Origin of the sequence: Streptomyces silvisoli (assembly GCF_029269905.1) — a bacterium.
Lineage (GTDB): Bacteria > Actinomycetota > Actinomycetes > Streptomycetales > Streptomycetaceae > Streptantibioticus_A > Streptantibioticus_A silvisoli_A.
Genome location: NZ_JARJBC010000031.1, coordinates 1 through 13,423, shown reverse-complemented (window position 1 = coordinate 13,423; position 13,423 = coordinate 1). Strand labels below are relative to the sequence as shown.

The 13,423-nt window shown below is 65.7% G+C and carries 14 protein-coding genes; 7 read left to right on the top strand and 7 right to left on the bottom strand.

Annotated elements, in window-relative coordinates:
* Nucleotides 1–272: 272 nt before the first annotated feature.
* Nucleotides 273–911 carry a DNA polymerase ligase N-terminal domain-containing protein gene (locus tag P3G67_RS32625; RefSeq protein ID WP_276096722.1) on the bottom strand — a complete coding sequence of 213 codons (639 nt, stop codon included), beginning with the start codon at nucleotides 909–911 and terminating at the stop codon, nucleotides 273–275.
* A 359-nt stretch (nucleotides 912–1,270) separates the two neighbouring features.
* Here P3G67_RS32625 and P3G67_RS32620 point away from each other — a divergent pair, with 359 nt between their 5' ends.
* The 7 genes from P3G67_RS32620 (at nucleotide 1,271) to P3G67_RS32590 (ending at nucleotide 5,244) form a co-directional block, all read left to right on the top strand.
* On the top strand, nucleotides 1,271–1,486 hold the full coding sequence (locus P3G67_RS32620) for a hypothetical protein (protein WP_276096721.1): 216 nt from the start codon (nucleotides 1,271–1,273) through the stop codon (nucleotides 1,484–1,486).
* A gap of 152 nt (nucleotides 1,487–1,638) precedes the next feature.
* Nucleotides 1,639–2,196, top strand: coding sequence for a hemerythrin domain-containing protein (locus P3G67_RS32615; RefSeq protein ID WP_276096720.1), 558 nt, complete (start codon nucleotides 1,639–1,641; stop codon nucleotides 2,194–2,196).
* Between the two features lie 164 nt (nucleotides 2,197–2,360).
* Entirely contained in the window at nucleotides 2,361–2,687 is a 327-nt protein-coding gene (locus tag P3G67_RS32610) for a plasmid stabilization protein (protein ID WP_276096719.1), read from the top strand.
* Between the two features lie 392 nt (nucleotides 2,688–3,079).
* On the top strand, nucleotides 3,080–3,232 hold the full coding sequence (locus P3G67_RS32605) for a helix-turn-helix domain-containing protein (protein WP_313881771.1): 153 nt from the start codon (nucleotides 3,080–3,082) through the stop codon (nucleotides 3,230–3,232).
* A gap of 79 nt (nucleotides 3,233–3,311) precedes the next feature.
* Nucleotides 3,312–3,719: a winged helix-turn-helix transcriptional regulator gene (locus P3G67_RS32600; RefSeq protein ID WP_276096718.1), complete on the top strand. Its 408-nt coding sequence runs from the start codon at nucleotides 3,312–3,314 to the stop codon at nucleotides 3,717–3,719.
* A gap of 189 nt (nucleotides 3,720–3,908) precedes the next feature.
* Nucleotides 3,909–4,322 carry a DUF6640 family protein gene (locus P3G67_RS32595; RefSeq protein WP_276096717.1) on the top strand — a complete coding sequence of 138 codons (414 nt, stop codon included), beginning with the start codon at nucleotides 3,909–3,911 and terminating at the stop codon, nucleotides 4,320–4,322.
* A gap of 130 nt (nucleotides 4,323–4,452) precedes the next feature.
* Entirely contained in the window at nucleotides 4,453–5,244 is a 792-nt protein-coding gene (locus P3G67_RS32590) for an alpha/beta fold hydrolase (protein WP_276096716.1), read from the top strand.
* A 168-nt stretch (nucleotides 5,245–5,412) separates the two neighbouring features.
* Here P3G67_RS32590 and P3G67_RS32585 read toward each other — a convergent pair whose 3' ends face one another.
* The 6 genes from P3G67_RS32585 to P3G67_RS32560 form a co-directional block, all read right to left on the bottom strand.
* Nucleotides 5,413–5,541, bottom strand: coding sequence for a hypothetical protein (locus P3G67_RS32585; protein WP_276096715.1), 129 nt, complete (start codon nucleotides 5,539–5,541; stop codon nucleotides 5,413–5,415).
* Nucleotides 5,542–5,735: 194 nt separating this feature from the next.
* The gene (locus P3G67_RS32580) at nucleotides 5,736–5,957 is read right to left on the bottom strand and encodes a hypothetical protein (RefSeq protein WP_276096714.1); all 222 of its coding nucleotides are present in this window, start codon (nucleotides 5,955–5,957) and stop codon (nucleotides 5,736–5,738) included.
* A gap of 174 nt (nucleotides 5,958–6,131) precedes the next feature.
* Entirely contained in the window at nucleotides 6,132–7,205 is a 1,074-nt protein-coding gene (locus P3G67_RS32575; protein WP_276096713.1) for a response regulator transcription factor, read from the bottom strand.
* Between the two features lie 1,689 nt (nucleotides 7,206–8,894).
* Nucleotides 8,895–10,355, bottom strand: a complete 1,461-nt coding sequence (locus P3G67_RS32570) for a UbiD family decarboxylase (protein WP_276096712.1) — start codon at nucleotides 10,353–10,355, stop codon at nucleotides 8,895–8,897.
* Nucleotides 10,356–10,407: 52 nt separating this feature from the next.
* Nucleotides 10,408–11,019 (bottom strand): UbiX family flavin prenyltransferase, encoded by a 612-nt coding sequence (locus tag P3G67_RS32565; RefSeq protein WP_276096711.1) that lies wholly within the window; start codon nucleotides 11,017–11,019, stop codon nucleotides 10,408–10,410.
* 851 nt (nucleotides 11,020–11,870) lie between these two features.
* The coding region (locus P3G67_RS32560; protein WP_276096710.1) for an alpha/beta fold hydrolase at nucleotides 11,871–13,423 on the bottom strand (1,553 nt) is incomplete at its 5' end.

Sequence of the window (13,423 nt, the reverse complement as noted above, 5' to 3'; positions counted from 1 at the left end):
AACGCACCTCCGCAAGCGAAGGCAACAAAGGCGGGAGGGTTCGCGAAGTCGCCACGAAATGTCGAAGGGGCTCCAGCGCCTCGCCGATGCCGACCCGGATGGGGCAGCCCTGGACAGTCCGGACCTCATCGACTCGCGGGGCGGCGGCCCTGACGTGCGGCACCAGTGCTGGCAGGCTCTCCGCCGGGGACGGAATCCGTTCGGCGTGGGGCATCGCCAACCGACTGCTTGGCCCCGGTCTCCCTCATCGACCTGGTGACACTCGACCTGGGTCAGCTGTCATCGAGTTCGTCGAGGGTGCGGCCACTGCGCACCGAGGCCGGTTCGGTGCTGACCGGGTTGCGGCGGGCGTCCGCTCCCTCGTCGGAGAGTTTGATCATGATCCAGCGCTCGCGGTCGCCGTCCCGTCCGGTGCGGGTCAGCGCGTAGCCGCCATGGAGTTTCTCGCCTTCCAACCACACCTTGATGTGGCCTTCGTCGACGCCCTTGGAGACGGGAACCTTCTTGCCGTCGCGCTCGGTGAGGTTGCGATAGGTTCCGGTGTCCCAGACGATGACCTTGCCCGCGCCGTACTCGCCGCGTGGGATGACGCCCTCGAACCCCAGATAGTCGACGGGATGATCCTCGGTACGCATCGCCAGGCGCTTGTCCTTGGGGTTGGTGGACGGCCCCTTGGGCACGGCCCACGACTTCAGCACGCCGCCCGCCTCCAGCCGGAAGTCGTAGTGCAGCGCGGTCGCCGCGTGCTTCTGGACGACGAACCGCCACTTGCCGCCCTTCGGCGAGGCGCCACCCATCGGCTCGGGCGTGCGTTCGGCCGTGCGCTTGCCGTGGTACTTCCGCAACGAGTCCGCCGAGCGGCCGCTGCGGGATTTCCCACCCTGCTCGTCCTTACCGCTGCTACCAGCCATGGTCGGCGCCTGCCCGGGGCCGAACCGGACAAACTGTCGCATTGCCACGGCAGATCCGGGCAGGGGAAACGCATGGCAGACGGAGCGGAGCGCCCCGGGACGTGCCGGGAATCGGGCCGACGGCCGTGGTCGTCTCCCCGCCGGAAGTGCATGCCGACCGGCAGGAATCCGCGGGCACAAGGCCCCGGCCGGTGCCGAGCGGATCGCCCTGCCCGCCTCGCCCGAGTGGCTGGCCGGTCTCGTCCTGCGGCGCGACGACTCAGCTCGCGGACGGGACTGGTGCACGCCGCACTCGATGAGCCTCTGGCCAAATGAGTTGTCCCCTCATCGGAACGGTAAGGGACCAAAGGAGGAAGGACATGGACAACAACGGGACACCGGAGCCGGACTCCGGCCCTGTGCCGCGCGATCTGCCACCGCCGCAGGAGGCGCCGGACGACGAGGACACGCCCGCCTCCGACGTGCAGGAGTCGGGCACATACCCGGACACGGACGAGGCAGGCTCCGGGCCGACTGACGGGGACGGAGACGGCACCGCGGGAGACGAGGCCGCCCCCCAGGAACCGCCGGACTGACAGTCAGCGAACCGGGCCGGGGACCCCCGCCCGCGGAGATCAAAGCCATCCAGCGGCAATCCCCGGCAAGGAGAGTTAGCGTGCCCTGAAAGGGGAAACGCGTCCCGCGGAGTACCCCGGCTGCGCCTGCTCTTGGAAAGGCGGTATGCGGAATGGGACACGGCGCCGATGTCATCGCGGAGCTGACAGCTGACCACCGTGAGGTGGAAGATCTCTTTCAGCAGATCGAGCGGATCGCTCCGGAAGGTTCGGAGCGTAAGCACCTCGTCGATCATCTCACCACCGAGCTGGTACGGCATGCGGTCGCTGAGGAGCAGCACCTCTACCCCGCGGTGCGTGAGCACGTGGCCGATGGCGATGCTCTGGCCGACAAGGAGATCGCCGACCACAAACGTGTGGAGGGGCTTCTCAAGGACCTTGAGGGACGCGCCGCCGACGACCCCGACTTCGCCCATCTCCTCGTCAGGCTAAGGACCGAGGTGACCGCCCACGTTCAGGACGAGGAGGGCAACCTCTTCGTCAAACTGCGAGCGAGCTGCCACCCCTACGTCCTGGAACTGCTCGGCGAGAAGATCCGCACCGCGAAGAAGACCGCCCCGACGCGCCCTCATCCTGGTTCCCCCAGCACCCCGCCGGCCAACAAGCTCCTAGCCCCTGGTATCGGGCTGGTGGACCGCGTCCGGGACTTCTTCACCGGGCGCGGCAAGTAACACGGCAAGTAACAAGGCGAGCCGGTGGCGTCTGCACCCGGGTAGCGCGTGGTTCCCGGAAGGCGTGGAGTGGGAGAAGCGACCCGGCGGTCGTATCAGGGCCCGTCGCGGGTAGGCGGAGCGACACCAAGAGCACGAAGCCTGCAACGAGGAGGAGAAGCGTGATGCCAGCAGGATCCAGCCGTAAGCGGGAGCGGCAGTACGAGCACATCAAGGAGAGCGCCGAGAAGCGCGGCGCCTCCCAGGGGCGGGCGAAGGAGATCGCCGCGCGCACCGTCAACAAGGAGCGGGCGCGCTCAGGAGAGACGGAATCGGCCAGCAGGACCTCCACGCAAGATCCGAAATCCGCCTCCCAGCGCGGCGGCGAGCGTTCCCATCGCGGGGCCCAGGGGCCGACCAAGGACCAGCTCTACGAAGAGGCGAAGAAGAAGCACATCGAAGGACGCTCGACGATGAACAAGCAAGAGCTGCGCGAAGCCCTCGGCCACTGAAGCACCGCTGCGATCCGCAGAGAGAACACGTACCGCGCCAACGGTCCTGGTGATATCGGCACCTTCCGTGAAATGGGCCAGCTGGCGAGGAGAATGCGGCGTCTGAGGAGATGGACGCCAGCCGAGCGCGCGGGCTTGACCAGGTCTCGGTTTGCGCGGTCCCCGGGGTTACCTGCATCCGGTTGTCGGCGCTGCTCCCTCTCGCTCGCATTTCGGCCGCAGCTCACGCTGACACCCGCCCGATCGGGGAGAGTGGCCCGGGCCGGGACCCCCACGGAGAGGGCCGAGGGTCGACAATGGGGTGATGGGCGACACACCGAATCTGGCGACGCTGCAACGCTCCTGGCGCGCTCGCGCCCAACACGCAGACGTGGACTTGAACTTCGGGCGCGATTCTCGCAGGACGCCGGGATCGGCGTCGCGAGGAGGTCGCCTGGCTCGTCAGCGTCTCACCGGACTACGTCAAATGTCCCGAGCAGGGCCGCACGCACCCGAGTGGTGCCGTCCTGCGTGCGCTCGCGCGAACGCTGCGCCTCTCCTGCTGACCGTCCTCGCACCCGAGGACACGGCCGCACCACAATTGCCCCAAACTCCACGAATGGGCATTCAGAAAGAATCGGTGAGATGACATCAGCCCGCGCCGCAACAGCCACCGGGACCATCCGTCAGCAACCGTATGACCCGTGCCCGGTGTCGCCCCTCGTCGACGTCGTGTTCAGCCGCTGGACGACACCGATCCTTTGGCTGCTCCAGCACCAGGGACCGATGCGGTTCAACGAACTACGCGAGCGTCTCGGCACCATCACCGCGAAAACACTCACCGAGCGCCTTCGCCAGTTGGAACGCGACGGCCTGCTCATCCGGACCCACCACCCGCAGGTCCCGCCCCGCGTCGACTACGAGATCACTGACCTTGGTCTGTCCCTCAGCCCCATATTCCGGTTGATGGTCGAGTGGTCCGACGACAACATGCCGCTCGTGCGGAGGGCTCAGCGGCAGTACGACGACTCTGGCCGCCCGCGACCGTCATGACTCGTTCCCAGGTACGGCCGGACGCGGCCGTGCCGCACCTGAGCGTCGACGGTTTCACCTAGGAAACCCAAGCGCGAGCCGACGTAACGTCGGTTACGCGTTCGCAGCAGGCAGGCTACGGCGGACGCATCGGACTACTACCCGGTGGGACGGCCCAAGGCGCGCCCCCGGCAGTGAGGGAGAAGCGTCATGCCCAGGATCCAGGGCCGGTTGGGGATCGGGAAGGTCCTGATCTCACTCGTGGCGGTCGAATCAGCCATAGGCCCATACAAGTTCGACTGGAACGAGACCCACATCTACAACCCCGTGTGGCCGCCACATGCCAAGTTCCACAACGCGCAGACGATGAGCATGGGCGCCGCGCTCGGCGGCGCGAGCCTGTGGCACCTCTGGAAAGGTCCCCGCGACACACACGAGGCACTCGATGCCGCCGCCATCTGTGCGGCGTTGTACTGGGTCACCAACATCTCCGCGCTGTTCTATCCCGGGTCCAAGGCCGTGGACCCGCCCGGCACCGCCAGGTTCCCACAGGCCAAGTTCGCTGTACCCTCGCTTGCCCTCGTGGCGCTTGGCTACCTCATGGAACGGCGTCGGCTCGGTTGACCCGCTTCGCCGCCCACCACGCGGGCTCACGCGGCGGCTACTGAGCCGCACAGACGTGGCCGCTGTCTCGCCGAGGACCTGGCAGAGCAAGGCCGGGGACCCAACCGATGTGACAGATCGAAGGGACGACATGGCAAACGACATTGAGGGCAGAGACAGCGCGGCGCGGCCGCCGCTCGTCCTCGTTCACGGCAACCCGGAGAACGCCGCGGTGTGGGGGCCGGTACTCAAGCTGCTGGACCGTGACGATGTGTTCACACTGTCCCCACCGGGGTTCGGCGTGCCCCTGCCCAGTGGCTTCGAGGCCACCGTAGTTGGCTATCGCGAATGGCTGGTGTCACGGTTGGAGGCGTTCGCACGCCCAGTTGACCTCGTGGGCCATGACTGGGGCGGCGCACACGTGGTGCAGGTGGCCATGCATCGTCCCGACCTGATCCGCAGCTGGGTCTCGGACACGATGCAGTTGTTCGCCCCGGACTACGTCTGGCACCCGTTGGCGCAGGGCTGGCAGCAGGAGGGGGCCGGTGAGGCCTCGGTGGCGAAGCTCTTTGGCGGTACCTTCGAACAGAGGACGGCTGTCGTGAACGGCATGGGCATCAGCGGAGCCGTCGCCGAGCGCCTCGCCGCTGGCTTTGACGAGGAACTCGGCCGGGCTGTGCTGTCCCTGCTGCGCTCGGCCGCCCAACCGGTGATGGCCGAGGCCGGAAAAGGTCTCGCGCGGGCTCGTCAGCGGCCTGGGCTTGCCCTCGTTCCCACTGCCGATCCCAATGGGACACTGGCCATGCATCAGTGGTCGGCGCAACGGGCTGGCGCGGAAGTCGCCCTCCTTGAGGGGGTGGTGCACTGGTGGCCGGAGATGGATCCGCGCCCCGCGGTCGAGGCGATGACACGGTTCTGGGCCGGTTTGCCTCACCGCGACTGATCCCGTGGTTCGCTGCGCCGTCGCGAGAATTCGACGGCGCAGCCCGCGCGGTGCGTTGCCGACGATGTCGTTCCGGGCCATGGCGGTGCCGGTGCGCAGTTTTGAGCAAGTCAGACCGCACCTCGGGGGGAAGTCGCGGGTTGGCGAAGTGCGGATTCCCGTGATCCCTCACTCGTTCGCCTCGGCGGGCCAGTCGCCCAGGCGGTGACCGTCGCTGCGGCGCGGGATGGTCGCGAAGCCGCGCACCAGGCGGGTGGCGTCGGCGACGTTCGGGCAGCGGGCGCACACGTCCTTCACAGGCCCTGCCGGGCCTGGTCGCTCTGCTTCTCCGGGCGGCCGATGACCCATCGGACCACGTCGGCGACAGCGGAAGTCGCACGGCGCCTGTCGTGAACCGCCCTGCTGGACAAGGGAGTTAAGGCGGAGGCAACGGCGGGCGCTCCTGCCGCTGCCCTGGGAGCCCCAAGCGCCGATCTCATCCCGCCAAGGGTTTACGCGTTGTCGCATTCCTCGGACCACCGGCGGACGAGGTAGGGCCTGTGAGGGGTTGTTTCGCTGGTGCGGGCCGGCCGCTCCCGCATCAGCGCCTGGGCGGCGGCGGCCCGCGCACAGCGACGTACGATCTTGCCGTCGACGCCGAACTGCTCGCTGACCTCGCCGATCGTCACGCCGCGCTGGAACGGCCCCTCGCCGATCCCTCCACACGGCGGCACTGACCACCGCCCCTCACCAGCGCCGGGCCTGCGGTGCCTGACCCCGACCGTCGTCATCCCGGCCACGGCCAACGCCACTCCAGGCCGCTGACACATCAACGCTCAAGCATCACTGACAAACCGACACAGGTCACCAAGGCGAGCACGTGCGTGCCCGCGAAAACTGCGTGACCGTCAGGTCGAGGCTGTAAGCGCCATTGTGCGCTGTTTCGATATTCCGGGCAGTGCCAGTTGGTCCGATGTGAGATTCACCCACGCACAGGCCAGTTCCACTCGCGAAGAAACCTCCAACTTCCGGAAGATCTTCTTCAGATGGAATGCGACGGTGTGAGTGGATATATAGAGCTGGCGGCCTACTTGGACGTTCGTCAATCCCTGACTCACCAAGTTGGCCACCGCGAACTCCGTATCCGTCAGAAACCCTATCGTGTGGCCGTTGCGCCGCATCGGTCGCATTACTCGCCCGGAACGCACACCGAGATCCCTGAGTTTACTTGCAACTCGAGCGAGGTCGCGAGCCGCGCCGACCTCCTCATAGGCGGCGGCCGCGTTCTTCAACTGCTCGACAGCGCGATCGCGGCCCATGCGCTGCGCGGACCATACCTTGGCCTGATCCTCGCTGGCGGAGGCTGCCGCCCAGCGATCCAGATGAAGGTCGCTGGCGGCTCGCAGTTTGTCGGGATTATTCTCGAACAGCCCTTCCGCGTGCAACGCTGCCGCATGGAGCGTACGAAAGCCCCAAGACCCCCTTGCGAGCATGTCAGCTCGCTCCACGCATTTCAGCGCGAGCCCTTCCTCCCCCATACCTCGCGCGACCCGAACAAGCCACGCCGCGGCAGAAGGCTGAGCGACGAGGAGTTCCCGATTGAGCCGATCATCGATAATCAGGCGCTCCACGAGATGGGAAATACTTGCCGCGCCGTTATCGGCCTCAAACGCCTGGGCTGTGGCCCACGCGCATTGACCACGTACGTAAACCGTGCGGCCGATAAGAGCGTCGTCGCCCAACAGGCGCGCATACTCCAGGCCCGCGGTCATGTCGGACTGTCGCACAGCACCCACAGCCAGGATGACATGCAGGTTCGGCAACAGGACATGGACACCGGCCTGCTCTGCCAACCCGACTCCGACGCCCGCCTTGGCGACCGCGCCGCCAACGTCGCCCGACGCGAGAGCGAGCTCAGCTCGGCAAACCATCAAAGCGGCTGAAACCCCGTCACCATCAGGAACGTCGGCCGGTACACCCATACCGTCCAGGACGCGTGCCCCCGCCTTCAAATCGCGTATACGAGTCAAGAGCTGGGCATGCCATATCTTCGCGAGCCTCGCGCAACCTCCGTCACAATTCCCGTGTGCGGAGTCTGCGGCATACGACGCTAACTCAATCCCTCGCTTTACTTCACCGCCGAGCCAAGCGGATACCGAGAGCGCAAGCGAGCAATCACGGACATCACCCGCCACGAGAGCGGTCACGAAATCGTCAGACAGGCTGTGGAGAAGCTGGGTGTGCACCCGGCACCGGCAATCACACATGATGCCCACTTACCTTTCGTCGACGTCTTCCGGGATAGTGCGCGCACGTGTGCGCATGTGGTCTCTTGGACCACCTGGCAACTTCCGAAGCAGGTTCCTCCGCCCCTGCGCCCCCCTTCTGGACTCATTATCGCGCCTAAGCCGGTCTCGGTTCCCGACCATCCGATTTTTCCGACTTGCCCCCTAATGTGCGCTTTTAATCCTGCTGCGGGACCAACATTGGTTAACCCAATGTTTCGCGCCCACCCTCTGTTGGCATGAGTTATCTGAGGTGAGTCGTGCGAGACACACGACTTGCGGCATGTCCAGCCCGTACGCACGGTCTTTGCATGATGGCGTCCTGTCCGGGTTCATCAGATAAGCCGAGGGCTGAAAAGGGTCGTTGGTAGTCGCGGACGGCGGGGCGGAGGGCTGATGCTGCGGCCGTCCTGGCGGTGGACGCCGATCGCCGGGTTGCGCAAGCTGGCCATTGGTTCGACGCCGGTCAGACACCGCCGCCGCCAGACACGGTCACCACGCGGCATGCCACGAAAGTACTACCCCTCATGGCCAAGCCTACTCGCAGCGCAAGGTAGCTTCCCCAACCACCGGTGACGCGACGCCACTTCGAAGCAGCAGTTCTCTATTGTGTTGGAGGCTGACAATGCCGCCTTGCTTGGTGCAGGTCAGCGCCTCCTTGCTATCACCAAGTTCCGTGAGCACCCCGGCCTTGAGGAAGGCTTTGACTAGCGACAAGACGCCCTTTTCCTTCACCAGGTGACGCACCCGGTTCCGTCAGGGCCACGTGGTCGATCGAGCCGAAGCACGCCTCGATGCCTGCATCCAGTACCCAGCGACAGCCCGGGGCGCAGAAGTAGTCGACCGGGCTCCCTCGTTACCCGCGACCAGGTCGCACGCCACCAGGACGTTGCCGGGTCGTGCACGAAGTTGGACAGGGACAAGCCCGACTGCGTACGGCATCGCCACGAGTACACCGCAGGCTTTCCTCGTGGCCTACCGGCCAGCTTTTGTATACCAACCAAGGACCAGCAGCGCCTCACAGCGCAGACACGACTAGCGCCGAGTTACGTGCCGTTCAAAGCAGTTCGCGACGATGTGGAACGCGCTGGTGGGTGAGGGCAGGATCAGCCAGACGCTGCTGACCGGGTGGATCGCCAAGGAGAACCTGCGCAGCCTCCTCGCCTCTGCGTAGAGCACCGAAATGATCACATGTGCCCACGGGCGCTCCGCATACAGGGCCGATGCCCGCCACGTCAGTCACTCACTGCGACGGGTAACTGGCTCGCCCAACGGGACGCACCGCTCAACTTCGAAGGCACCCTCCCCCCTCAGACGTCCCGCCGCTCCTTGCCTGTGTCCGCTCCTGGAAGTGCTTCCTCGATCACCACGGGAGGCAGGCCGCGCCTACTGGGCAAGAAGCTCAATCACTCGCTGTTGCACCGCTTCTGGGTAGCTGTGGCGGAAGGAGCTGCGTGTGTTGCGCTCTCCGGACGGTGCTTGGAGGCCGTTCAGGACGGCCTTGGGACCGTAGCCGAGGCGGCGTTCCTGGTCGGAATAGCATCCCGCGAGCGGGTTGATCATGCCGTGTCGGATGATGCGTCCGCGCGCGGGGCTCACCCGGGTCGCTATTGCCCAGGCCAGCTCTGTGGGGTTGGACGGGTCGATGTCGTCGTCGAGGACGAAGATCCGCGTGAATATGGCCTCGATGCGGGTATTGGACAGGACTTGTGAGATGCGCAAGCACATCTCGTCTGTGCCGACGCCGGGCAACTGCTCCCGCCAATCCTCAGGGAGGGTGATAACGAGCCAGTGGGAAGCGGATTCGAAGGGCATCCACGCGGTGGAAACCGGCAGATTCGCCGCCCGCAGCTGAGCGAGGGCCTCCGCGGCCGTGACCAGGCCCCACGCGGTGTGTGTCTCGTCGGCCGGCTCACCTGCAACGGAGATAGGCCAGATGGGTTCGTCCCGGTAGGTGATCGCCTCCACCACGTATTCCGGTTGCATGCTGGTGTGCCGTGGCTGGTAGCCGGCGTACTCGCCCATCGGCCCCTCGACCGCGGTGCGCCCCGGCATGACGTGTCCTTCGATGACGATCTCCGCGCTCGCGGGGACCAGCAGGTCCAGGGTGGTGCACTTGACCAGCTCCATGGGCTCACCGAAGTGCGTTCCGAGGAATGCCGCTTCCTCGACCCCATCGGGGAGCGGCATGCTCGCAATGAACGGAATGCCGGGTTCGGTTCCTTGCACAATAGCGAAGGGCATAGGGCGGCCGAGGTCGGACCACTGCTTCCGGATCTGCCCGAGGTGCTGGGTGGGAATGAAGGTGCCGGTCATTCGTCGGCCATCGATCTTCATCACGCGGGCGATCGCCCAGTTGGTGAACGACCCGTCAGGAGTCGAGACGATGATCGTCCCCCAGGTGTTGATGTAGGGCCCCCCGTCGCCGTCGTGAAGCATCGGCGCCGGGAACCGATCGAGGTCGGCTTCCTCACCGAGCAACACGTTGTCCTGACACGGCGCATGGTCGACAACGACTGGTGGGATCGGCTCCCGCGTGCGCGAAGCCGCGAGAGCGTCGATGATTTCGCGGGCCGTCGCGGCGACGTCGAGCCCGAGGGACAGCGCGATACGGGCAAGAGGGTATTCGGGGATGGAACTGAGCCCCGCCGGCGCGGCCAGGATGCGGCAGAACCGGTCATGTCCGGTCAGGTGATTCAGGAGCAGGGCTGGTCCGCGGTTCTCGTAGGAGTAGCGGGCCGCGGCACCGGCCTCCAGATGAGGGTCGACCTGGTCGTCGATGTGGCGCACATCGTCATGCGCCTTCAGCTCGTCCAGATACTCACGAAGGTCCTTGAGTCGCTTCATTCAGCTGTTCCCTTCAGGATGGACGGACCGGTCGTCGGCGGCGTGGCCGACGCTAGCCGGGGCTCAACGGACTCTTGGTCGGTAGCCCGGCCCAGCGGGGGACCTCGGCGGAGTCGGGCCCGACTTCGGGCCCGAACTGGTCGAGAACACGGCCGACGAAGTTGTCCACGACGTCGTCGATGTCTTGCGGCCGTGTGTAATGCGCAGGAGTCGGCGGCATGGTCGTGACCCAGAGCCGGGCGAGTTCGAGCGTGTTCTCCAGATGAATCGCCGAAAGCGGCGTCTCCCTCGTCACCAGGACAAGGCGCCGCCGCTCCTTGATCACGACATCAGTCGCTCTCGTGACCAGATCACTCGCATATCCGGCGCGGACCACTGCGAGGGCTTCGTTGCTGCACGGGATCACGATCATCCCATCCGCAAGGAAGGAGCCGCTCAAGATGCCGCTCAAGATCGGGGCGGCTTGGTCCGCCGGACCGTAGGTCACATCGGCGAGCTCGCGAACCTGACCAACGGAATACGGAATCTCCGGTTCCAGGGTGGCTCTCGGCCACCGACTCAGGATGAGATGCGTCTCGATCGAGCCGATCTCGCGCAACCGCTGAAGCAGGCGGACTCCCAACGCTGTACCGGTAGTCCCCGTGATGGCGACGATCAACCGCATACCACTGCCTTCAGGGTCGCCCGCCCGAGTTGTCGCAACGCCGACTCAGCGACTTTTGTCAGTCGATACCAGGTGGTCCGCAGCGCCGCGCATTTCGCCTCCACATCCGATGCACGCAACTCTCCCACTCGGGCCACCTCTGGCGTCACACATCGCGCGCTGGCTCCGGCCGCCCAACTCTGCCTCCGGCACACTGCGTCGGCCACGCATCGACACCAGCCGCACCAGCGGCCTCACGCCATAAGCCTGCACAACATTGGCGGTCCGTACTCAGGCGGGCGCTCACGGGCGTCTCGGCTGCCATCCGCATGCACTCACCGCCAGCCGCCAGGGTCACGGTCGAGGTGCCCCCTCGACTTCTATTTGACGAAGCGTCAAGGGATCTTCGACCGGCTGTGCGTTGAGACCGGCCAAGTGTGCGGCACGTAGTGGCCGCACCCCGCTGGGCCTGGCACAGCTCTCCCGGCGCTGCGGCCGAAGCGCACGATGGCCTGCGGGGCGGTGGGGTTCATGGTCCGACTGCACACGACTGTCCCGATCACCAACCTGTACCCTAGGCCGTCAGTTCGTACGCCGCTCATTGTCCCGCGCGGGGCCAGCGACCCCATCCCTCGTTTGAGTAGTACGCGCGGCGTACGGCAGGAGAAACGCCTCGTCTTCGGGTCACGAACGCGCCACGGGTGTGGGCAAGCGCCATCGATCCGGCTTGCGCATCAGGCGATCCGGCTTGCGCATCAGGATCGCCGTTGGTTGGGCAGTGGGCGCGGCAACAGCGCACCCAGGACAGGGTACTGTCACCTCTCTGTTGGACGCTGGTGCCGACCGCTAACTGGCAGCGCGCACCAGCGTCGTCATCGCAAGTTCCTCAACCAGTGGTCGACGACCCGAGCGGTCGAACCCACATGCTCACCTTCCAAGATGGTGAAGTGATCGCCGGGTACATCAGCGACTGAGGTCATCATCGATATGACATCACCTCGCCATTCGGGCTTCTCCTCTTCCACAAGAGGCTGGATCGGGCGAACGTACAGTGTCGGCGCGGAAAGTCCTTCCGGCCGCCAACCCCTGAGCAACTCCAGACTCCACACCTGGGCCGTGATCCGCTCGGACAGCTTGTCGCCACTCGCCCAGCGCAGGTACTCGATCATCCTTGCGTTCAGCGCGTTCCGGAACATTTCTTCAGGCCGGCCGCCATCACCGTCGAAGCTGTATGAATCTATCAACACCACCGCAGTGGGATCCAAACCTCGCGCCTGAAGCTCCTTGGCGACTTCATACGCCACCACACCACCCGAGGAATGACCGACGAGCGAGAGCTCTGAATCCCCGACGTATTCTTCGACCGAATCTGCCAAGCTGCGCACCAAAGCCTCACGAGTCGCAGGCAGGGCTTCGCCGCCGTCGAATCCGGGCGGAACCAAGGCTGACACCGTCCAGCCGTCCGCGAACTGTTCCGCAAGACGTGTGTAAACCTGCGGTCCGGTTGTCATGACCGTCGGGCACACACAGATCATGTGCGGGCCGTGCTGCGCCGAACCGATCGGAACAACAGAAGGCGCGGCGTCCAATTCGGCAGGATCATGGAATTTCGCACGCAGCTGTGCGCCACTGAGCATGAGCTCTTGCGCATGCGCCAACTGACCGTTCTCCATGGCCCGAAGGTACAACTCGCCGAACAAGTCGTGATGCGACGTCGAGATCATACCGACACTGCGGTTTGAAGGTTCCGTCGGCGGGAACAAAATCGCCCCCAGGCCATTGGCAAGACTCTCCGGATCCGGGTAGTCGAACACCACGCTGGCGGGCAGGCTCGCTCCGGTCTTGGCTTGGAGGAGGTTGCGTAGCTCGATGCCGGTCAGTGAGTCGAAGCCGAGTTCCTTGAAGGGCTGGTCACTATCGATCTGTGTGCTGGGGGCGTGTCCCAGTACGGTGGTGGCGGATTCCCGCACCAGGGCAAGCAGGGCCTGTTCGCGTTCCGCAGGGGGTAGTTGGGCCAATTGCTGCCGCAGGCCGCCGGATAGCGTCTGGTCCCCTCCCGAGGTCTGCAGCGCCTGGGCGACCTCCGGCAGATCGGACAGCAAAGCACTCGCCCGGGCCGCGGTGAAGATCGGCGCGAACCGCGCCCAGTCCATGTCCGCGATGACAATCGTCGTCTCGTCATCATGCAAAACACGCTGCAACGCGGCCAGCGCCAACTCCGGCCGCATCGGCACCACACCCAACGCATCCAGACGCTCACGGTGCTGTCCGGCCACGTCGATCAGCATCCCCGCTTCATCCCACGAACCCCACGCCACCGAGGTCGCCCTACCACCCTGCGCCCTGCGATACCCAGCCAGAGCATCCAGATAAGCGTTGCCGGCCGCATACCCGCCCTGACCACCACTACCCCACGCCGCCGCAC